Here is a 19,594-nt window from a genome sequence, read left to right on the forward strand (position 1 = left end):
TCAAGTACTATTGTCAAATTAGTAATCTAAAACGCACCTATCAAATATTTAAAACTTAAACACATTAATATACAGTGATATCTAAGCTAGTCTGTAAATAAATATTACGTTTTAAGAAAATGTTAAGGATTATTACAGACTTTGACGGCCCTATTATAGATGTTTCAGAACGATATTACCGTGTTTATCAATTCTGTTTAGAAAAAACTCGACGTCCAAACCAAAAAGTACGGGAACTCTCGAAAGCAGAGTTTTGGCAAATGAAGCGATCGCGTGTAGCCGAAAAACAAATTGGTATAATTTCCGGTTTAGATGAAGTTCAAGCACAAGAATTTTCCCAATTGCGGCGGCAAACAGTACATACAGAACCTTACTTTGAGTACGATCGCCTTGCTGATGGCGCTGTAGATGCATTAATAAAAATTCAACAGGCTGGCATTGATTTAGCAGTAATGACTATGCGCCGCGTGCGGGAACTAGATTACGCGTTTAGAAAGTACGATTTAGGCAAATTTTTCCCAGAGAATCGCTGCTACTGTTTGAGTAACGATTATGTCAAAACCCGCGATATTGATGACAAGCCTTTATTGATGGCACGCGCATTAAAGGAACTACCAGCCGCTACAGATACGTGGATGATAGGCGATACCGAAGCCGATATTACAGCGGCTAAAAAGCACGGTATTAAATCAATTACCGTTGAATGTGGTATTCGCGATCGGGCACAGTTAAAGTTTTATCAACCCGACATGATTGTTCCAAATTTTAGCGTAGCTGTTAATCTCATTTTGGAGCGAGCACTGCAACCAACCAGATAAATAGCTAATAGCTAATAGCTAATGGTTTTGAAGAAATCAGCTATGAACCATTAGCTATTAACTATAATCGACTTAGCGCAAAAAGCTAGTTATTAGCCACAACAATACAAACGTCACTACAGTAGAAAACTGATTTTGCGTCAGAGGAATCAATGGTTGTATTTGCGGTATTACCCAATTAGCAACTAATCCTCCAGCAATTAAACCTATAATTAAACCGCTCAGAGTGAATAAAACCGCTCGACCAAACCTACCTTCCTTACGATTGATAAAGTAAATACTAATACCTACTCCAACTACCAGTGCCAACTGTAGAACTTGATCTGCTCCAGTTGGGTAAAATATGCTGATGGCACTCAAACCTAAATACCAAGCACCAGGTAACAACACATCTGCTGATGTTGGTTTATCCAGTATTCTTTGCAGCCATGCAGGTGACTGCTCGCGAGGGGCTGGATTTTCTTTTGGAGGTGCTTGTACAAGACGTTCTGGAAAACGGATGCGTTCAGGCACTTTAATCTTACCTTCTTGGCGCAACCGCAAACGATCCATCAAAACCGCATCATAGGCAGCTTCAATCATTTCTAGACGTTTAGCATCGCCACTGTACTGTTGTAAGAGGCGATTACGAACTTCCTGGATTTCATCGAAGCTAACGTCTTCTGGTACCCCAAGTTTTTCGTAGGGATTTTGCTCGCTCATGGGAATTTGTTTGTCTAGCCTAAAATCGGCAGCAGTCTTTTGTTGTAGAAATAATAAATTTAGGATTTATCTTTGGTGAGAACCAATGTTTTGGTCGATGTTACATCCTACCTGGATATTAGCAGGGGTAAACACAATCGACATGATAATTTTAACTATAGACACTCTAACATATGGTTAGAACTCCGTGTATCCCCTCATGCCGTTCCCCATTTAGAGCTTTACTCTAGAACTTAAGCTAAAAATACCTAAAAGGCTTTTTTATGAAAAAATTATCTTTTTCTGTTTCGGATTTGGCTGTTGACTTTGCTTTAAATAGGTTTTACTGAGCCAGCTTCAAAATTTCTCATTCCAATCCGTCGCTTGTAGATTTAAAATAAAAGCGTTTGAATTACTTAAGTAATAGGAGTAAAAAGCCTCCTGGTTTACTTAACTGTAGCGGCGCGGTAAGAGCATCTGCCCACTAGATACAGGGTTAACAATTCCCATGCCTAAACTGATTAAAGTGGCATTATATAAATTAATCGCGCTTTAGTTGCTGAAATTCCAGATTAAACTAGTATTTTAGATAATCAGGGAATTTTTAACTCAACCTTGTAAATTTTGATTTCCTGTCAAACGGAAACTGCGTTTTTGACGCAACCCGTAAGTTAATCCTAATAAATTTTTGTGCAAAGTGATGGTCATGGCTCCTGCCAAGATTCTTGTAGTTGATGACGACCCTGCAGTTCGGAACTTAATCCAACGCTTTTTAATAAAGCAGAACTACCAGGTAGAGGCTGCCGAAGATGGAAAGACAGCCCTGGCTCTTTTTGAGCAATTTAATCCGGATTTGGTGATTTTAGATGTCAATTTACCAGATGTGATTGGGTTTAACCTCTGTCAAGAGATGCAAAGCCGCAATGGTGTTTTTGTTCTCATGTTGACAAGTCGTGCAGACGAAGCTGATAAGATTCGCGGCTTCTCTAAAGGTGCTGATGACTATCTCACCAAGCCTTTTGGATTGGGAGAACTAGAAGTTAGAGTAGCAGCAATTTTGCGGCGTCAACGGATTGTAACCACAGCAGAACAAAAACGTCTTGTCTTTGAAAAGCTGATGATCGATCCCGTCAGGCGAGAAGTAACGCTCAACAGTCAACCTGTACCCTTAACGGCTCTGGAATTCGACTTGCTACATTTTTTAGCTAGCCATCCAGGTAGAGTGTGGCGTAGAGCAGAACTGATCCAGGAAGTATGGGATTATGAATATGTCGGTGACCAACGAGTTGTAGATGTACACATCGGACAAATTCGCAAGAAAATTGAAATTGATGCTAGCCAGCCAGCATTAATTCAGACTGTTCGTGGCGTTGGTTATAAGTTTGAGTGCCCTACTACTCCCTCCCAGCACTCCGACAAACCGCAGTAGCCAATCTTCAATACTCAATGCATTGGCAACCAAAACTAAACTGCAATTCTTCCAGACAAATGAATGCAGTTGTTTCAAACAACGTCACTAATGCGAATATGGCAAGCGGCAAAAGTCGCCGCTTAAATCAAAATTTAGTTTTGCTTGATTGGTAATTTATTGGCTTATGAGCTGGGGATACCTTGGACGTAACTTGCCAAGTATCAATTCAAAAAGGAATCACATGAAGACGCATCAGACTCACCAGGCAGAAAGATGCGGGAATAGAGGTATTGCCAAACTTTAGGAAAATGGTATAAATTCCAGCAAGCTCCATAGTTGGTTTCATCAGATAAATCGCTTGGGTAAGCGCCAAAAAACCTCTACAGTTAATTTCTATATTAAATACGGCATCTACCATCAAAATAGCATTTTTATATTCTTGACTGAAATATCAAAAATCCGCTAGAAACTCGTGGTTTGTTGGTAGCATTCTCAAGTTTAGTTCTAATTCTTACATAGAAATCTATTGATGGGGTACGGCGGATATCATGCCGTACCCCTAATGGGGCATTAACCAAAATAACACCGTCACATAGAAACACCTATAACTACGGTGTCTAATGGATGAGCAATTGGGCATGAATCGGGGCAGCGTATTTATGCTTAACAGTGATGGAATAACGTTTCTAAATATACACGAGCTGCACGGCGATCGCTATCTCCATTTTGAAGTAAAAACAACGACAGTGCTGCTGTCAAAACTCGGTTTTGATCCCAATCTGGATGCTTTTCTAAGTAAGTTTTGAGCGATTCGTGTAGTGTTTCAGGAATTTCTGTAAAGATGCTTACTGTTGCGTTCATGAGATTTTTCTCCTTTACAGGCTATCAATAGGGAAGTTTTGCTTGTAGTCAAAGCTCTCAGGGGAATACAAAATCATTTGTCAACCCAACAATCTGCGGTGACAAAAAGTGGGGTTATTACACACCCATAAGTGCAGACTACAAAGGCAAGCCGAATCATTGTGCGTCAAAAGGGGGTGGGGTTGTCAATGCTGCGAAATGTTAAGACATGGTTTATAAAGAATACACATTTACGGAATTATAAGGGTTATAGAAGTATTTTTGTAAAATTACTTAACAAAAACTCAGTCTTGTAAACCCCTGACAGATGTAAATAAAAAATCCCCAGTAATTCAGCAAGAGCTTATGGGATCAACAAGTGGTTGTGGAAAACTACAAAAGTGCTTGTGGAAACTCTGTGGAATCAGTGAGGAAAATTTCAGGAAATGATAAGAATTACAAAATGATAAAAATTTCAAAATAAGTGTTAGGGGAGTGGCGGAGATGGGAAAGACAAGGAAGAACTTTCTCCTTGCCAAGGAAATTTGTGTCTAAATCCCAAATATTTTCATGGTTTTCCCTCATTCATCGCCAAGTTTGGATCTTAATGCTCGGTAGGTTCCTCTCAACTATTGGCACCGGTTTAACACTGTTTTATGCTCCCATCTTTTTTGTCAATGAAATTGGTTTATCAGCAACTTCGGTTGGTTTTGCTTTGGGTAGCGCCTCAGTTTCTGGGGTAGTAGGACGAATTTTAAGTGGCTCCTTAGCAGATTCTCCCCAAATAGGACGTCGTCGTACTCTATTACTAGCAACGGCAATTTCAGCATTGGCTGCTTTAGTTTTGGCTGCAACCCACAATTTTTTCATCTTGATCGTCGGTCAGTTAATTAGTGGCTTAGGCATTGGTTTATACTGGCCTGCAACTGAAGCAGTTGTTGCCGATCTAACACCACCTGAAAATAGTCATGAATCTTTTGCCCTTACCCGACTGGCAGACAACTTAGGATTGGGGATGGGAATTGTCTGCAGCGGAGTTTTAATTAATGCAACTGGGAATTTCCGCACCCTATTTATCATTGATGCCATTTCATTTATTGTATTTTTTGCCGTGATTTATGTAGCGATCGCAGAAAATTATCAACCACAACCGATACAAACAGAATTGACTTCTCATTTTGCAGTTTGGATTTGGGCATTACGCGATCGCCGATTTCTCACTTATATTGCAGTCAATATTATCTTCACAATTTATATTTCTCAATTGCACAGCACCCTTCCCCTCTACCTCAAAAATTTTGTGCCAGTTGGGTTTTCGGCAACAGGATTTACAGCAACCACCATCAGTACCCTTTTCGCTTGGCACTTGATAGTAGCGATTTGCGGGCAGCTACCAGTTGCTAGAGTTGTCAAACGCTTTTCTCAGCCCCAAGCACTTGCAGTTTCGGCCATTTTGTGGGCAATTGGATTTAGTTCGATCTGGTTTATAGGTGTTTGTAGAACAGGGCATCTATTTTGGGCGACTTTAGCATTGGGAGTATTGGCAGCTGCTGTTGTCTCATACACACCCTCTGCTTATTCCCTAGTCACCCACTTAGCACCTGCATCAAGACGCGGCGTTTATTTCTCCATCAACTCCCTGTGCTGGGCAATTGGTTATTTTATTGGCCCTTTGCTTGGAGGTTGGGCATTAGATCAATCAAAATTATTAGTAAATTACTTTTGGTTGGGGTTAGCCTTGAGTGTTTTGCTCACCCTGGCAATTTTGCTTTATCTGAATCGGATGTTGGTTAGTAGTCAATAGCTTCCGTTCACAGATACAGGGGTGGAAGTATCTTGAAAATACCTCTACCCTTGACTCCCTACTTAACTAGTTATTTGCGATCGTCTATTTTTCTACACTTCGTTTTTCTCTTTAGCGGCGACGCTCTTGCAATTTTCGGTACACTGATTTCAAATCAACTTGATGATGGGCAAGAGCGACGAGAGTGTGATACAGCAAATCAGCGACTTCAGATGCGATCGCTTCTGCATCGTCATCCTTAAATGCCATCACTACTTCCGCACTTTCTTCACCAATCTTTTTCAAAATTTTGTTATCACCACCTGCAAATAATGCACAGGTATATGAGCTTTCATTCGGGCGATCGCGGCGATCGCAAATTATTTGAAATAATTGCGATAGAGTATCACCAGGTGGTGGAGCAATTTTCCCGTCTATCCGATGAAAACAACTACGCTCACCAGTATGACAAGCGATATCTCCTACTTGCTCTACTCCAATCAGTAATGCGTCGCTGTCACAGTCATAACGAAGACTCTGAACTTTTTGAATATGACCCGAAGTCGCACCTTTATGCCAAAATTCCTGACGGGAACGACTCCAAAACCAAGTTTCTCCTGTTTCTAAAGTCTTTTGTAGTGACTCCCGATTCATCCACGCCATCATCAAAACAGTGCCATCCAAATAATCTTGAACAATCGCTGGGACAAGACCGCGTTCATCGTAGCGAATTTTGTCAATAGGGATAGCATTTTGTTGTGAATTAGTCGCAGAAAAAAACATACCAGCTGCTTTTAAAGATAGCGAGAATGACTCATGGATTCACGATACCATTCTATTTAGAGCAGATGATATATGATGTTTAAAATAATTTTCTAAATTTATCTTCTAATTTAATCTTGTTTTTAATCTAGTCTTATCTTAAACTACAGAACTCTTATGTATGACAGACTGCATCCTCACAGCACTCAAAGCTACCTTATGAGCTTTAGCCTCTTCACCATACCAATCAAGCGCCGAGTTGTAAGCAGCCCGGTAAACATCTTGGTCAGTATCGGATAAGCGAGTGCGAATTTCAACAGGCAAGTCTTGATTGGACTTGTATAACATATTGTTATTTTCTTGGTTCAGGTAATTTTATACGATAGAAGTTCTGAGAAGACTTGACTCCTATCTTAGGATATAGCTTTTTACTTCCCACTCTTTTAGGAGAGAACCTTGGTAAATACAACGATTAAAACTACCAAATCACAAGAAATCTTCGCCGCTGCTCAAAATCTAATGCCAGGAGGGGTAAGTTCCCCAGTTCGTGCCTTCAAATCTGTGGGAGGGCAACCGATTGTTTTCGACCACGTTAAAGGCGCATACATTTGGGATGTAGATGGCAATCAATATATTGATTATGTAGGAACTTGGGGGCCAGCTATTTGCGGTCATGCCCATCCCGAAGTCATTGCGGCACTGCATGAAGCTTTAGAGAAAGGTACCAGCTTTGGTGCACCTTGCCTGCTGGAAAATGTCTTAGCTGAAATGGTCATTGATGCCGTACCCAGCATCGAAATGGTAAGATTTGTGAACTCAGGCACAGAAGCTTGTATGGCAGTGCTAAGGCTAATCAGAGCTTTCACTGGGCGTGAAAAAGTGATTAAGTTTGAGGGTTGCTATCACGGTCACGCTGATATGTTCCTAGTAAAGGCAGGCTCCGGTGTTGCTACCCTTGGTTTGCCCGATTCCCCTGGAGTGCCTAAATCAGTAACAAGCAACACTTTAACTGCGCCTTTCAACGATTTGGAAGCTGTAAAAGCCTTGTTTGAAGAAAACCGCGACCAAATTGCTGGGGTGATTCTGGAGCCTGTTGTGGGTAATGCTGGCTTTATTCCTCCCGATGCAGGCTTTTTAGAAGGGTTACGAGAACTTACCCACGAACATGGGGCGTTACTGGTATTTGACGAAGTGATGACAGGCTTCCGCATTGCTTACGGTGGTGCTCAAGAGAAGTTTGGTGTCACCCCCGATCTCACAACTTTAGGTAAGATTATCGGTGGCGGTTTGCCTGTAGGAGCTTATGGCGGTCGTCGGGATATTATGTCTATGGTTGCCCCTGCTGGCCCGATGTATCAAGCAGGAACTCTTTCTGGTAATCCTTTGGCGATGACTGCGGGCATTAAAACGCTGGAACTGCTACAAAAACCCGGTACTTATGAGTACTTAGATCGGATTACTAAGAAGTTAGCAGACGGTTTATTGCAAATAGCTCAACAAACTGGTCACGCTTCTTGTGGTGGTCAGATTAGTGCTATGTTTGGTTTGTTCTTTGCATCTGGCCCTATCCATAACTACGAAGACGCCAAAAAGTCGGATTTGGGCAAGTTTGCTCGCTTCCATCGTGGGATGCTAGAGCGTGGCATTTACCTGGCACCGTCCCAGTTTGAAGCTGGATTTACCTCCTTAGCTCATACCGAGGAAGATATTGACCGGACTTTAGAAGCAGCAAGAGATGTAATGTCTAATTTGTGACGCATCTATTGCAGTTCTAACCTGCTGCTATCTAGGAAATTGTCAGTGAATTTGCCACTATTTCTGTAAGAATAGCAACTCCGCCCAAATAATGGGCGGAGTTGAAAATTTATCAGGGCAAACATGGGAACTGCTTAACAACCACAACCACCGTGACCACAACCTTTCATTGTTTTATGGCCTTCAGCACAAGCTTCTGAGCAATAATATTTACCTTCTTTTTGAATAGCATCTTCTAGAGTCACAATACACAAGCAAGATTCACAAGCACATTTCATTTGGGTGACGGTTGTCATAATTTTCTCCTTTTCTTCCTGCCATTAAACTACAATACATGAACAGTTATTCATATATTTAAGTAATAAAAATTAAAATTACCAAAAGACGGCGAGAAAGTCCATTAATTCTAGGAATGGGATGAATAGTCGCTTGCCGTCTTTGTCATTTGGTACAAAGGACAAATGACTATTGACCAATGACTCGAAATCAACAGCTTGTTAAACTTCGCTCCGCTTCTGGATTTACAAAAAGCCGGGGATGAGTTTAAAAGCGAATTTACTATTTATTTAGTGTCGCAATTTCCTTTTCTTCGAGGAAATAGGCTAAATTACGTAATTTTACTCTTGCTTCACCCAACCTTAGCGCAACTTTAGCAACTCTTCAAAGCATTTCCAGCGAAAATTACCTGGTTAAAGTAACTTTTGATTTCAATAATTGGATTAGGGTGTAGAGCTACCCGTAATTTTTCGTGCAGCGAGTTGACAGTGCATGAGCTACTGCTTAAATCCTAACTGTCCCAATCCAGAAAATTTAGCTTATAGCGATAGGTGTCAGTCTTGTGGCTCACAACTGTTGTTGTGCGATCGCTATCGAGTTCAGAAAGCTTTAGGGCAAGGTGGTTTTGGGGCAACCTTTCTTGCCTTTGATGAAGCTTTACCGGGCGAACCGAGTTGCGTGATTAAGCAATTACGTCCGTCGGGAACCACACCCCACGTTTTGCAAATGGCACGCGAACTATTTGAGCGAGAAGCTGTGACTTTGGGCAAGATTGGTAATCATCCCCAAGTACCCAGACTGCTAGACTACTTTGAAGATCATCAACAATTTTACTTAGTTCAGGAATATATCAGTGGTGCCACTTTACAGCAAGAGGTCAAACAAAGTGGAACACTTAGTGAAGCTGGAGTTAAGCAATTCTTGAGTGAGCTACTGCCACTACTGCAATATATACACGAGCATAAGGTGATCCATCGTGATATTAAGCCAGCCAATATCATTCGCCGCACTCAAGACAGTAGATTAGTTCTTATAGATTTTGGAGCTGTCAAAAATCAAGTCACCCAAGCAAGCGTCAATCAATCAGAACAAACGGCATTAACTGCATATGCAATTGGTACACCTGGGTTTGCACCTCCAGAACAAATGGCAATGCGTCCAGTCTATGCTAGTGATATTTATGCTTTAGGGGTGACGTGTATTTATCTACTAACTGGTAAATCTCCTAAGGATTTGGAATACAATCCCACAACAGGTGAAATGATGTGGGAATCTTATGTGCAAGTAAGCGATCACCTCGTAGACGTACTGCGGAAAATGCTGGAAATTTCAGTACGCAATCGCTACAAAACAGCCGAAGAAGTACTCAGAGCACTAGATCTTGAACCATACTTAGAAAGTTTATCGAAAAGTATGATGATTCAATCTTCTGGTGATGTGAAAGACCAAGCAAATCAACATCCGGAAGATTCTAGCAACTCTTGCGCTAATATTTCTGGTTTAAGTGTAGCGCAGATAGCTGCCGCAATTCGCGCCAGACGAGCCAAAGCAGCAGAAGGTACTGGTACTATGCATATCGGGAAGACACAGCAACGAGTTGTAACCACCAAAGCTTCTACTTTGGCTAGCAAGTGCAGTGATTCCCAACAGCAACCGTCTAAAGTAATGCGACAGTTAGATCACCAAAGCCTACTAACAGCTTATCTAAAAGGTAGACGAGATTTTGCCCTTCACAATTTAAGTCTGATAAATTTGCAAGGTGCGAATTTATCAGAAATAAATTTCCATTCTTCTCAATTGGAAAGAGCCAACCTTCAAGGAGCTAATCTCCACAGTAGTGATTTTGGGCAAGCTAGTCTGAATCGAGCTAATCTCAAGGATGCGAATTTAAGCAAAGCTTTTCTTGGTAATGCCGATTTAGAAGGAGCCGATCTACGGGGCGCAGATCTCAGCTATGCTTATCTTCAAAATGCTAACCTCCGAGGAGCCAATTTGTGTGGTGCTAATCTTACTGGTGCAAAACTTTCTGAAGAACAACTAACACTAGCAAAGATAAATTGGATGACAGTACGCCCCAATGGTAAACGAGGTTTGTTATAAAAATCTTTCCACCAAAAGTTGCACAAAAGTTGTATTTGACTTTAAAAAATCAAAATTTTCTGGAATTCTTAATTTTAGTTTTGCACTATCTCTTGCCAGTGGTATTTCTCACACTGGCTTTTTTACTGCGTTTTGCAATCAAGCAAAGCTTATTTTAGCAACAAACTATCATGGCTGATTAGCGATCGGTGATATTAAAGGCATCTCGACTTTACTACATCCATACACTAAATAGCCCTTTGTGAACTGCGTACAGAAGAGGACAAGGAAACACGGGGAAATAGGGGCAAGGAGAATTGATCGGTATGTTCTTTCCCCTTGTCTCCTCCTATCCCAATTCCCTTCTGCCTTATACTTAACAGCACCAACAGTCATGAGGTGTTGCATGAAAGTTGTATTTGACTTTATAAAACCATACTTTTCTGTAATTCTTATCTACAGTTCCTTGTGCTAGATGAACCTCATTGGTATGCTACCTTTCGCCAGAGTAAAATTACTCTGGCGGTTTTTTCTTTTTTACTTTCCCTTCATCAATAGCTTGCCTTACCTCTTTAAAGACTTTTTCTTCGTTGGCACAAACTACTAATCCTGCCAAAAGTTTATCTACTGCATCCTCCAACTACCATTTCCAATGGCATTTTTCAAGATGCCAAGAATTGTTGTATGACGTTGCAGGAAAATTGCATATAAATTGACTGGACTTTCTTTCTGTAAATTATTAATTTTTTATTCAGAAATGCTGATAAATTCTAGTATTAGAATATTTTATCTACTCACACATAATTTTTTTGTAATTTATACTTGAATTAAGTTATTTTCTAGGCAAAATCTCCTAAAAATAGAATAATTATGTGATTCTCTTTGAGAGAGATTTTTCTTTCGCAAAAAACTAAATTTCTATGGAGAGTAGTTTATTTCTACCAATAGTGATTCAAAGATGTGTAGACTAACCTGTGGCAAAATACATATAACCTTTCCTTAAAGATGAACAAAAAATGGGCAACTAAACGAATTACGGTTAATCTGGCATCAAGTGAAGCCGAAAAACTTGAAAAGTATTGCCAGCAAACTGGCAGGCCAGCAACAGATGTGATTCGGGAACTGATCCGAGGATTATCTGTGCAGTCGCAAGATGAACAAAAAATGGGTGATTAAACCGCTCTCTCAACAGAGAAGATCATCCGGACTTACTGCTATGGATGTATAGTCATGAACTATATCAACACTAATTAGATGCTTCAGTATTTTTCTATTTCCATCTGCACTAGCAAGTAAGTACTTCAACAAAAATAATTACAAATTATTTAAGCTGTTCCCTATTTCCTATTCTCGGACTCCACCCGTAACTTTAATTTTGCTTAATCACTTATTTAATGATGTGGCTAAAAATGTAACTTGTAGACGTAATCAAAATCCTGAACAAAACAAAAAATCTCTTGTTGGCTTTGCAGTTTCCAAAGTTTGATAGTACCATCAACGCTGCCAGTAGCTAACATTTGTTCATTTGGGCTGAATGTTGAACTTCATTCATCTCAAATACTACTACGTCTAAAAATCAAGCTAATTCCGGTTAAATATGGTTGTAATGTAATGGGAAAATAGCTTGAGAATTTATCATTCGCCCAAGTATTTAGCTCTCAATTCCTCTAATTCTTCATCGATTTTGCTATTACCAGTAGATTGATTTGTTGGTGGCGGTGATGGCTTTGCTTTTTGATTTTGGGGCTTATTACCACCAAGAAATATAGTCTTTAGCTCTTCTAAATCTTTCTCTACTGGATTTCCTGCTGATGGTGGTGTAGAAGTGGGCGGTGATTTTGCAGCTGGTTGGGCTGGTATTACAGGTGTAGCGATCGCTTGCGAATTTTGATTCAAATCTATCAGGACTTGATCTGCTGCTTGATAGCGTCTAGCCGGAATGCTTTCTAGCATTTTGTCTAAAATCCGACTTAACTCATCGCTCACTGGAGATTTCACATATTGTCTCCAAAGCCATGTATCGTTGTTGAGATCATACAATTCAAAAGGCGATCGCCCTGTTAATAAACGCAGACAAGTCGCACCCAAGCTGTAAATATCGCTGGCAAAAATCGCCTGTCCGCGAATTTGTTCGGGTGCAACATACTCTGGGCTACCAATACTTGTACCCGTGCGATTGAGGGCTGTGTTAGTCAGAACCTTAGAAGCACCAAAATCTACCAAAACTGGTTTGCGATCGCTGTCACGATGAATAATATTTTCTGGCTTAATGTCGCGATGAATAACTTGCCTAGCATGACAAAATTGCAACACTGGCAATAAATCATTTAGCAGTTGCCGGATCTGCTTTTCACCATAAGTCCCCTTTTCTGCCAATTCCTGCGCCAAGTTTTGCCCATCGATAAATTCTTGGACAAGATACTGCCTGTCATCTTGGGTAAAATATGCCAACAGTTCGGGGATTTGGGGATGTTTGCCCAATTCATCCAGCCGCATTGCTTCTTGGTTAAATAACTCCACTGCTTTTTGCACAGTGCTAGTGCCTTGTGCTTGCGGGTAAAACTGCTTAATCACGCAGCGTGGTTTGGAGGGTTTATCCTCATCCACTGCTAAAAAAGTCCTGCCAAAACCACCTTGTCCTATGGGTTGTATAGCGCGGTAGCGTTCCTTGAGAAATAACTTGGCACCACAAGTTAGGCAAAATTTACTATTACTTGTATTTTGAGGCTTGGGGCAGCTGGGATTAAGGCAATAACTCATGTTGAGGACTCACCTGGAAATAGGGACTAAGGGCTAGAGGCTAGGGAAAAGAGATTTTCATAAAGTATTTTGTTATGGGATTAATCAAATCGGTTGATGATTTATAACTGTCTCTATTTTGCCCTGCTCTGACTGATTGTTGATATATTTGATAGTAATTAAAGAATTTTTAGCTCTTGGCTGCTGTTCTCTACCGTGCTGTTCGTGCTTCTTAAATAATAAGGAGATAGTTATGCTGGTGAGAACTTGGCGCTTTATTACTATTACTCTCGTCGCCCTGAGCATGGGGATGGCATGGTGTCATGCATTGGAGCTACCAGCCAAAATGGGTTATGATAGTTCCCTTTGGGTGACGCTCCATCAAACTCTGTATGTAGCTTTTGGCCCGCCTAATATTGGTGCATTTGTCGAGGTTGGTGCCCTGCTGGCGGCGATCGTACTAACTTTCCTCGTCCGCAAACGTCGTACAGCCTTTCGCTTCACGCTGCTAGGAACGATTTGTCTAGTCATAGCTTTCCCCGTCATCTTCTTTGCATTCACTGAGCCTGTGAATGCCCAAGTTAGACAATGGACAGTTGATACAATTCCAGCAGACTGGATGCGGTGGCGCGATCAATGGGAATACTCGCACGCAGCACGCTTTGTCTTTCAATTAATTGGGTTTTGTGCGCTTCTGCTTTCGGTACTCGTTGAGACTCCAAAAAACCGTCCGCTCATAAAAGCTCCTACAGAACGCCAACGCGAGGGCGTGGCTTAATAAAGTGTATGTTTCAAAAGTTCAGTTTTCTACACTCTTTTAGTTCGGGAAACCACACCCAAACTGAGTTGCTGTAGTTATGTCTGCTTAACTAAATTAGCAATCGAAAGGTGAGAGTGCTAATTCACTCATCACCTAATCGTACAGGTCTTATGCTGTAAACGTTTGACTTCCTGATACTGTTTTGGATTGTAAAAGAGTTACTAGACTCAGTTTTTGGGCAATCCATCTGTCACAATCATTTTTCAAATTAGTACGAGTTGTAAATTCAATAAATAATGCTTGGAGGATTAGATATGGCGCAGGTATCTCTGAGCGTTTCTACTGTCAAACCACTAAGCGATCGCGTCTTAATTAAAGTAGGTGAATCAGAGGAGAAGACTCCAGGTGGAATTCTTCTTCCGGATACTGCCAAAGAAAAACCTCAAGTAGGAGAAGTAGTGGCTGTTGGTGCTGGCAAGTGGAATGAAGACGCTTCACGCCAGCCAATGCAAGTAAAGGTAGGGGAAAAAGTTCTCTATTCCAAATACGCTGGAACTGACATCAAAATCGGTACGGAAGATTACGTACTTTTATCAGAAAAAGACATCCTTGCGACACTGACATAGTAGGAGTTAGGGGCTAGGGACAGATCAATTAATTCAAAATTTTTACTTTTTAATTTTTAATTTTTAATTTTCTAGCCCCGATCCCCAATCCTTTATACAGGAGGGATATTTATGGCTAAACAAATAATTTATAACGAAGAGGCTCGTCGTGCCCTAGAAAAAGGTATGGACATTTTGGCTGAAGCAGTAGCCGTCACTCTGGGGCCAAAAGGTCGTAACGTAGTTTTAGAGAAAAAGTTTGGCGCTCCCCAAATTGTCAATGATGGTATCACTATCGCCAAAGAAATCGAATTAGAAAACCACGTAGAAAACACTGGTGTATCTCTAATTCGTCAGGCGGCGGCTAAAACTAATGATGTTGCTGGTGATGGAACAACAACGGCGGTTGTTCTAGCTAGTGCCATGGTTAGAGAAGGAATGCGCAATGTAGCAGCAGGTGCAAACGCTATTGCCTTGAGGCGAGGAATTGATAAAGCAGCCCACTTCTTGGTAGAGAAAATTGCCGAACACGCCCGCCCAGTGGAAGAGTCTAAAGCGATCGCCCAAGTTGCGGCAATTTCCGCCGGAAACGACGAAGAAGTCGGACATATGATCGCCAATGCAATGGAAAAGGTAGGCAAGGAAGGCGTGATTTCCCTAGAAGAAGGGAAGTCAATGACTACCGAGTTGGAAATTACCGAAGGGATGCGCTTTGACAAAGGCTACATTTCTCCTTACTTTGCTACCGATCCAGAGCGGATGGAGGCAATTTTTGATGAGCCTTACATTCTGCTGACTGATAAAAAAATCACTTTAGTACAAGATTTGGTATCAGTACTTGAGCAAGTAGCTCGTTTTGGCAAGCCTTTGCTAATTATTGCTGAGGATATCGAGAAAGAAGCTTTAGCAACCTTGGTAGTCAACCGTCTACGGGGTGTTTTGAATGTCGCTGCCGTCAAGGCTCCTGGATTTGGCGATCGCCGCAAAGCCATGTTAGAAGACATTGCTGTTCTGACGGGAGGGCAAGTAATTACTGAAGAGGCTGGCTTGAAGTTGGAAAATGCCCACTTAGAGATGTTGGGCAGAGCAAGACGGATCACCATTACAAAAGACCACACTACAATTGTCGCAGAAGGCAACGAAAAAGCTGTGAAAGCTCGTTGCGAACAAATTCGCCGTCAGATGGAAGAAACTGAGTCTTCCTACGACAAAGAAAAACTGCAAGAGCGCTTGGCTAAATTAGCTGGTGGTGTAGCAGTGATTAAAGTGGGCGCTGCTACCGAAACGGAAATGAAGGACAAAAAACTCCGCCTAGAAGACGCGATCAACGCAACCAAGGCAGCAGTAGAAGAAGGTATTGTTCCCGGTGGTGGTACTACCCTGTTACATCTGGCTCCCCAACTGGAAGATTGGGCAGCAGAACACCTAACTGGTGATGAACTCATCGGTACGATGATTGTTGCCCGTGCCCTTTATGCTCCTCTGCGGCGAATTGCTGAAAATGCCGGACAAAATGGCGCTGTAATTGCTGAACGAGTGAAGGAAAAACCATTTGATGTTGGCTTTGATGCAGTAACCAATCAATTCATCAATATGTTTGAAGCTGGTATCGTCGATCCAGCTAAAGTGACTCGTTCTGCTTTGCAAAACGCGGCTTCTATTGCAGGTATGGTATTAACTACCGAGTGCATTGTGGTTGATAAACCAGAACCCAAGACTAAAGCTGCTGCTGCTCCTGGTGCTGGCATGGGTGGCGATTTTGATTACTAAAAACTCTCTACCTACTTTAAGTTAGACAAACCGCCTCCCAACTAGAGGCGGTTTCTCAAATAGAAACTTCTTGATCTACTATATGTCCATCTTCCATGTGAAGAATACGGTCAGCAATATCAAGAATGCGATTATCGTGAGTTACCATCAGGATGGTACAACCCTGTTCTTTTGCCAAATGCTGCATTAGTTCTACAACATCCCGACCTGATTTGCTATCTAAAGCAGCAGTTGGTTCATCAGCTAAGACTAATTGTGGATGATTGACTAAAGCACGAGCTATTGCTACTCTTTGTTTTTGCCCACCGGAGAGATCGTTAGGGTAGTAATTTACTTTATGTTCTAAGCCGACAGCTTCTAGCATAGCTTTAGATATAGCTTGAGCTTTTTGATAAGAAAATTTTTTGTGCAACTCTAGTGCCATTTGCACATTCTGACAAGCAGTCAAAAATGGTAGTAAATTGTGAGCTTGAAAAATATAGCCAATGTTTCGTCTTATTTTTACTAATTGTTTTTCCTTGGCTCCATATAGTTCATTTCTTAAAACTTGAAGACTTCCTGTTTGAGGAGACCGCAATCCTCCTATTAAGGTGAGTAGAGTGGTCTTACCTGAACCTGATTGTCCCATTAAGATAATTACTTCACCTGAATAAATTTCTAGATTTATATCAAATAAAATCTGTTTTCTTAGTCCTCCCTCACCAAAGTAATGGTCGAGATTTTGAATTGTGACAATAGGCTCCCTTAGCATTGGTTGAATAAAATAAATATGCTGAATTTATAAACTGTTCGCAGCGAGGAGAAGAGGGGAAGAGAGATAATTTTCCCTTCCCCTCTACTTTCTTCTTAATCCCCAATCACGAGCACCTGTACAATTAGTTTCCTTTAAATTAAAATCGGTTCTTTCAACGAGGACATGATTTCCGGAAATGTGTTTTGTAGCTGATGAATATTCAAAATTTCTTCTAAACGTTCACGCCGTTCTTCCATATCTACCTGCTTAACTTCAAAAATTTTTACTAGCAACGATATGGCTTCTTTCATTTGTTCGGTTGATGGCTGATTCTTTCCGAGTTCTTCAGCTAATTGGCGAATTTTACGTGCTGCCGGTAAAACTTCTTGAGTATATGCTTCGGTATTCGGATTATTATTTGGAGTGCAGGCGATCGCTTTTTGTACACTACCAAGAAATGTGGGTACGTAATTAACCATTGTTTACCTCTTGAAATAAGTAGTTTTTAGTTAGTAATCCAAGAAAAATAGAAGTTAAAGAGCTTAAACTTCAAATCTTCGCGGTTCAAATTGAAATGCCTCTTTCGGTAAAGACACTCCTTGCATAGATAACATCCTGGCTCTAATTACCGCAGCAGCACCGTGTAAAATATTGAGTGCGACAACCGCCACGTAGCGTTCTTTATGACTTTCCATGAAAGAACCTTTTACCCAGTGATTAAAAGAACCCATAACAGGGCCGCACCATATCTGAAAATCAACAGCGCGATCGCTTGTTCCTTGTTGTGCCCAGCGAGAACTCAAACCTAAATACCAACGAAATACGAGCGCCATCTGATGTTTTGGTTGTTCAGCAGCTTTGATTAGCTGTTTGGGATCTCTAAGGCTGAAGTACTCTTGTACCCCTTGCCAAACCTGCTCAAAGGAAGAGCGAAAATAGCGTTTTTCTATATCTTCACGTTCCTGTTGGGGAATGTCTGGCCAGGAAGGGTAGTTGCGATAGATCTGGTAGAGTTTTTTGGCGCGATTGGGAAACAGAGTGCGATTTTTTAGTACTTGCACTTGTGCGCCTAACTCAAACATATCTGCGGCTGGTGCCATTTCAGTTTGATTAATTTCTGCCTCAGCCAACATTTCCTTGACTATCTCTGAAGTGCCTGCCTCAACACAAGATTGATTAATCGAACCAGTCACAACATAGTCAGCTCCAGCAGTAAAAGCTGCTGCTGCTGCCGTTGGTGTACCAATGCCACCGGCTGCACCTATTCGTATCCTTCGGGTATAGTTGCGTTGTGCCATCACAGCATCGCGAACAGATTGGATCGCAGACAACAGTGCTAGAGTCGGCATTCTATCTGTATGTCCTCCAGAATCACCTTCTGCTGTGATGTCTTCTGCTAGAGGAATTTCTAGAGCTAGTTTTGCTTCTTCTTGTGAAATTAACCTGTCAGCTAGTAATTGTTCCAGAATTCTTAATGGCGGGGGTTCCATAAATTGCTGTGCTAATTCTGGACGGGAGAGTTTGGCAAAAATGTGATTTTGGGCGATGACAGTTTGATTTTCACCCCGCTTGAGACCTTTGACACGGTAATAGACTAAGGCTGGGGTGATCTGTGTAAATGCGGAAGCTTCAATTCGGCACACCCCATATCGTAGATAAAGATTGACAGTATCCCACTCTATTTGTGGTGAGATCGGATTACTCAAAAGATTGAAGCCATAATTTTCTTGTCCTGGAATAGCCGCTTGAATTGTGACGATCGCTTGCTCAATCCGATTTAAGTCCAGTCCACCAGCACCAAAAAAAGAGAGCATTCCCGCTTTTGCCATCGCGATTACCATCTCTGTGGAATTAATACCTCCAGCCATTGCTCCTGCGACATAGGCATACATGACTGCATGGGTATCTAGAAAAGTTGGACAGCCTAAATCATGGGGAGCCAAAGCAGGAAGTAAACCTACCACCGGGCAAGCATTACTAGGAAGAGGATCGGTTGCCCCCATGATAAATCTTCCTGTAAAAGTGAAGCGAACTGTGCCTGATGGATGTAGATAAGCGAAAATAGGAGCTTGAGAATTAGCAAGAAGCGATAAAGGAGAAAAATATTGTTCTTCCTCCAACACTAGGTATCCCAATGTTGGGGCTTTAATTTTTAGATGCATAAATTTAAAGAAATCCTTTTTATAGCTTGAGATACACTCATTTCAACTACTATTCCGCAGATTGAAGATATAAGTTTTGATTTTTGGTTTAGCGATCTCTCTTCTGTTTGCCTTTAATTAAATTAGTTAGCGACAACCAATAAAATCAGCAAAAAAACTTTCACTTGTTGTTATTTCATAGCCGACATAAGCTTTTTGGGAAATGTATATTAATGTTTTTGATAAAAGAGAAATTAGAGCAAAAACTACCATTAGTATAACTATCTCTTTTATAAACGAAAAGTTTGAAGGACTCTGAATTATATAGTTATGATGAAGATTTCTGTGGAGTTTGTGAAAAAGTAAATTTAATATTAACCTTATCTAGATAATTAACATCATATCTGATTGAATACCTATTCCTAGAGATGAAGCTGCAAA

19 protein-coding genes and 1 pseudogene are annotated in these 19,594 nt (G+C 41.1%); 9 read left to right on the plus strand and 11 right to left on the minus strand.

All coding sequences use genetic code 11. From position 1 onward, the window contains the following. Positions 1–119 precede the first annotated feature (119 nt). A complete protein-coding gene (locus UYC_RS0108215) occupies positions 120–818 on the plus strand; it encodes an HAD family hydrolase (protein ID WP_016877300.1) in 699 nt (232 codons plus the stop codon). Between the two features lie 72 nt (positions 819–890). Here UYC_RS0108215 and UYC_RS0108220 read toward each other — a convergent pair whose 3' ends face one another. Continuing rightward, positions 891–1,520: a CPP1-like family protein gene (locus tag UYC_RS0108220; RefSeq protein WP_016877299.1), complete on the minus strand. Its 630-nt coding sequence runs from the start codon at positions 1,518–1,520 to the stop codon at positions 891–893. 685 nt (positions 1,521–2,205) lie between these two features. On the opposite strand from UYC_RS0108220, the gene UYC_RS0108230 reads away from it, so the two are divergent. Then, the gene (locus UYC_RS0108230) at positions 2,206–2,928 is read left to right on the plus strand and encodes a response regulator transcription factor (protein WP_016877297.1); all 723 of its coding nucleotides are present in this window, start codon (positions 2,206–2,208) and stop codon (positions 2,926–2,928) included. A 645-nt stretch (positions 2,929–3,573) separates the two neighbouring features. Here UYC_RS0108230 and UYC_RS0108245 read toward each other — a convergent pair. After that, positions 3,574–3,771 (minus strand): DUF2811 domain-containing protein, encoded by a 198-nt coding sequence (locus UYC_RS0108245; protein WP_016877294.1) that lies wholly within the window; start codon positions 3,769–3,771, stop codon positions 3,574–3,576. A 526-nt stretch (positions 3,772–4,297) separates the two neighbouring features. Here UYC_RS0108245 and UYC_RS0108250 point away from each other — a divergent pair. After that, positions 4,298–5,554, plus strand: coding sequence for an MFS transporter (locus UYC_RS0108250; RefSeq protein ID WP_016879344.1), 1,257 nt, complete (start codon positions 4,298–4,300; stop codon positions 5,552–5,554). A 111-nt stretch (positions 5,555–5,665) separates the two neighbouring features. Here UYC_RS0108250 and hisIE read toward each other — a convergent pair whose 3' ends face one another. Beyond that, positions 5,666–6,316: a bifunctional phosphoribosyl-AMP cyclohydrolase/phosphoribosyl-ATP diphosphatase HisIE gene (hisIE, locus tag UYC_RS0108255; RefSeq protein ID WP_016877292.1), complete on the minus strand. Its 651-nt coding sequence runs from the start codon at positions 6,314–6,316 to the stop codon at positions 5,666–5,668. A gap of 138 nt (positions 6,317–6,454) precedes the next feature. After that, positions 6,455–6,643 (minus strand): ChaB family protein, encoded by a 189-nt coding sequence (locus UYC_RS0108260; protein WP_016877291.1) that lies wholly within the window; start codon positions 6,641–6,643, stop codon positions 6,455–6,457. A 108-nt stretch (positions 6,644–6,751) separates the two neighbouring features. Here UYC_RS0108260 and hemL point away from each other — a divergent pair, with 108 nt between their 5' ends. Next, positions 6,752–8,050: a glutamate-1-semialdehyde 2,1-aminomutase gene (gene hemL / locus UYC_RS0108265; protein ID WP_016877290.1), complete on the plus strand. Its 1,299-nt coding sequence runs from the start codon at positions 6,752–6,754 to the stop codon at positions 8,048–8,050. A 134-nt stretch (positions 8,051–8,184) separates the two neighbouring features. Here the strand turns inward: hemL and UYC_RS0108270 are convergent, their stop codons facing one another. After that, a complete protein-coding gene (locus UYC_RS0108270) occupies positions 8,185–8,346 on the minus strand; it encodes a metallothionein (protein WP_016877289.1) in 162 nt (53 codons plus the stop codon). A gap of 472 nt (positions 8,347–8,818) precedes the next feature. Between UYC_RS0108270 and UYC_RS0108275 the strand changes: the two genes are divergently transcribed. Further along, on the plus strand, positions 8,819–10,426 hold the full coding sequence (locus UYC_RS0108275; RefSeq protein ID WP_016877288.1) for a serine/threonine-protein kinase: 1,608 nt from the start codon (positions 8,819–8,821) through the stop codon (positions 10,424–10,426). 493 nt (positions 10,427–10,919) lie between these two features. Here UYC_RS0108275 and UYC_RS39870 read toward each other — a convergent pair whose 3' ends face one another. After that, on the minus strand, positions 10,920–11,045 hold the full coding sequence (locus UYC_RS39870; RefSeq protein WP_016877286.1) for a hypothetical protein: 126 nt from the start codon (positions 11,043–11,045) through the stop codon (positions 10,920–10,922). A 365-nt stretch (positions 11,046–11,410) separates the two neighbouring features. On the opposite strand from UYC_RS39870, the gene UYC_RS35385 reads away from it, so the two are divergent. Then, the gene (locus tag UYC_RS35385) at positions 11,411–11,581 is read left to right on the plus strand and encodes a ribbon-helix-helix domain-containing protein (protein ID WP_016877285.1); all 171 of its coding nucleotides are present in this window, start codon (positions 11,411–11,413) and stop codon (positions 11,579–11,581) included. Positions 11,582–11,808: 227 nt separating this feature from the next. On the opposite strand, the pseudogene UYC_RS40310 reads toward UYC_RS35385, so the two are convergent. Next, positions 11,809–11,940: pseudogene (locus UYC_RS40310) on the minus strand (WD40 repeat domain-containing protein); the annotation flags it as partial. A 100-nt stretch (positions 11,941–12,040) separates the two neighbouring features. Further along, positions 12,041–13,165: a serine/threonine-protein kinase gene (locus tag UYC_RS0108300; RefSeq protein WP_016877283.1), complete on the minus strand. Its 1,125-nt coding sequence runs from the start codon at positions 13,163–13,165 to the stop codon at positions 12,041–12,043. Between the two features lie 232 nt (positions 13,166–13,397). Here UYC_RS0108300 and UYC_RS0108305 point away from each other — a divergent pair, with 232 nt between their 5' ends. From UYC_RS0108305 to groL, 3 genes are all read left to right on the plus strand, one after another. Next, positions 13,398–13,922 (plus strand): DUF1772 domain-containing protein, encoded by a 525-nt coding sequence (locus UYC_RS0108305; protein WP_016877282.1) that lies wholly within the window; start codon positions 13,398–13,400, stop codon positions 13,920–13,922. Between the two features lie 296 nt (positions 13,923–14,218). Continuing rightward, the gene (gene groES, locus UYC_RS0108310; RefSeq protein ID WP_016877281.1) at positions 14,219–14,530 is read left to right on the plus strand and encodes a co-chaperone GroES; all 312 of its coding nucleotides are present in this window, start codon (positions 14,219–14,221) and stop codon (positions 14,528–14,530) included. A gap of 111 nt (positions 14,531–14,641) precedes the next feature. Further along, positions 14,642–16,279, plus strand: coding sequence for a chaperonin GroEL (gene groL, locus UYC_RS0108315; protein ID WP_016877280.1), 1,638 nt, complete (start codon positions 14,642–14,644; stop codon positions 16,277–16,279). A 55-nt stretch (positions 16,280–16,334) separates the two neighbouring features. On the opposite strand, the gene UYC_RS0108320 is transcribed toward groL, so the two are convergent. From UYC_RS0108320 to UYC_RS0108330, 3 genes are all read right to left on the minus strand, one after another. Further along, on the minus strand, positions 16,335–17,030 hold the full coding sequence (locus UYC_RS0108320) for a DevA family ABC transporter ATP-binding protein (RefSeq protein ID WP_016877279.1): 696 nt from the start codon (positions 17,028–17,030) through the stop codon (positions 16,335–16,337). A gap of 134 nt (positions 17,031–17,164) precedes the next feature. Then, the gene (locus tag UYC_RS0108325) at positions 17,165–17,491 is read right to left on the minus strand and encodes a hypothetical protein (protein ID WP_016877278.1); all 327 of its coding nucleotides are present in this window, start codon (positions 17,489–17,491) and stop codon (positions 17,165–17,167) included. A gap of 63 nt (positions 17,492–17,554) precedes the next feature. Beyond that, complete coding sequence (locus UYC_RS0108330) at positions 17,555–19,174, minus strand: PfaD family polyunsaturated fatty acid/polyketide biosynthesis protein (RefSeq protein ID WP_016877277.1); 1,620 nt, start codon at positions 19,172–19,174, stop codon at positions 17,555–17,557. Positions 19,175–19,594: the final 420 nt, after the last annotated feature.

This window comes from Chlorogloeopsis fritschii PCC 6912, assembly GCF_000317285.1.
Classification (GTDB): Bacteria; Cyanobacteriota; Cyanobacteriia; order Cyanobacteriales; family Nostocaceae; genus Chlorogloeopsis; species Chlorogloeopsis fritschii.

Excerpts from the sequence above, each read along its gene's own strand:
- UYC_RS0108215 (WP_016877300.1), top strand. The coding sequence starts at position 120 with ATGTTAAGGATTATTACAGACTTTGACGGCCCTATTATAGATGTTTCA.
- UYC_RS0108220 (WP_016877299.1), bottom strand. The coding sequence starts at position 1,520 with ATGAGCGAGCAAAATCCCTACGAAAAACTTGGGGTACCAGAAGACGTT.
- UYC_RS0108230 (WP_016877297.1), top strand. The coding sequence starts at position 2,206 with ATGGCTCCTGCCAAGATTCTTGTAGTTGATGACGACCCTGCAGTTCGG.
- UYC_RS0108245 (WP_016877294.1), bottom strand. The coding sequence starts at position 3,771 with ATGAACGCAACAGTAAGCATCTTTACAGAAATTCCTGAAACACTACAC.
- hisIE (WP_016877292.1), bottom strand. The coding sequence starts at position 6,316 with ATGTTTTTTTCTGCGACTAATTCACAACAAAATGCTATCCCTATTGAC.
- UYC_RS0108260 (WP_016877291.1), bottom strand. The coding sequence starts at position 6,643 with ATGTTATACAAGTCCAATCAAGACTTGCCTGTTGAAATTCGCACTCGC.
- UYC_RS0108270 (WP_016877289.1), bottom strand. The coding sequence starts at position 8,346 with ATGACAACCGTCACCCAAATGAAATGTGCTTGTGAATCTTGCTTGTGT.
- UYC_RS0108275 (WP_016877288.1), top strand. The coding sequence starts at position 8,819 with ATGAGCTACTGCTTAAATCCTAACTGTCCCAATCCAGAAAATTTAGCT.
- UYC_RS35385 (WP_016877285.1), top strand. The coding sequence starts at position 11,411 with ATGAACAAAAAATGGGCAACTAAACGAATTACGGTTAATCTGGCATCA.
- UYC_RS0108300 (WP_016877283.1), bottom strand. The coding sequence starts at position 13,165 with ATGAGTTATTGCCTTAATCCCAGCTGCCCCAAGCCTCAAAATACAAGT.
- UYC_RS0108305 (WP_016877282.1), top strand. The coding sequence starts at position 13,398 with ATGCTGGTGAGAACTTGGCGCTTTATTACTATTACTCTCGTCGCCCTG.
- groES (WP_016877281.1), top strand. The coding sequence starts at position 14,219 with ATGGCGCAGGTATCTCTGAGCGTTTCTACTGTCAAACCACTAAGCGAT.
- groL (WP_016877280.1), top strand. The coding sequence starts at position 14,642 with ATGGCTAAACAAATAATTTATAACGAAGAGGCTCGTCGTGCCCTAGAA.
- UYC_RS0108320 (WP_016877279.1), bottom strand. The coding sequence starts at position 17,030 with ATGCTAAGGGAGCCTATTGTCACAATTCAAAATCTCGACCATTACTTT.
- UYC_RS0108325 (WP_016877278.1), bottom strand. The coding sequence starts at position 17,491 with ATGGTTAATTACGTACCCACATTTCTTGGTAGTGTACAAAAAGCGATC.
- UYC_RS0108330 (WP_016877277.1), bottom strand. The coding sequence starts at position 19,174 with ATGCATCTAAAAATTAAAGCCCCAACATTGGGATACCTAGTGTTGGAG.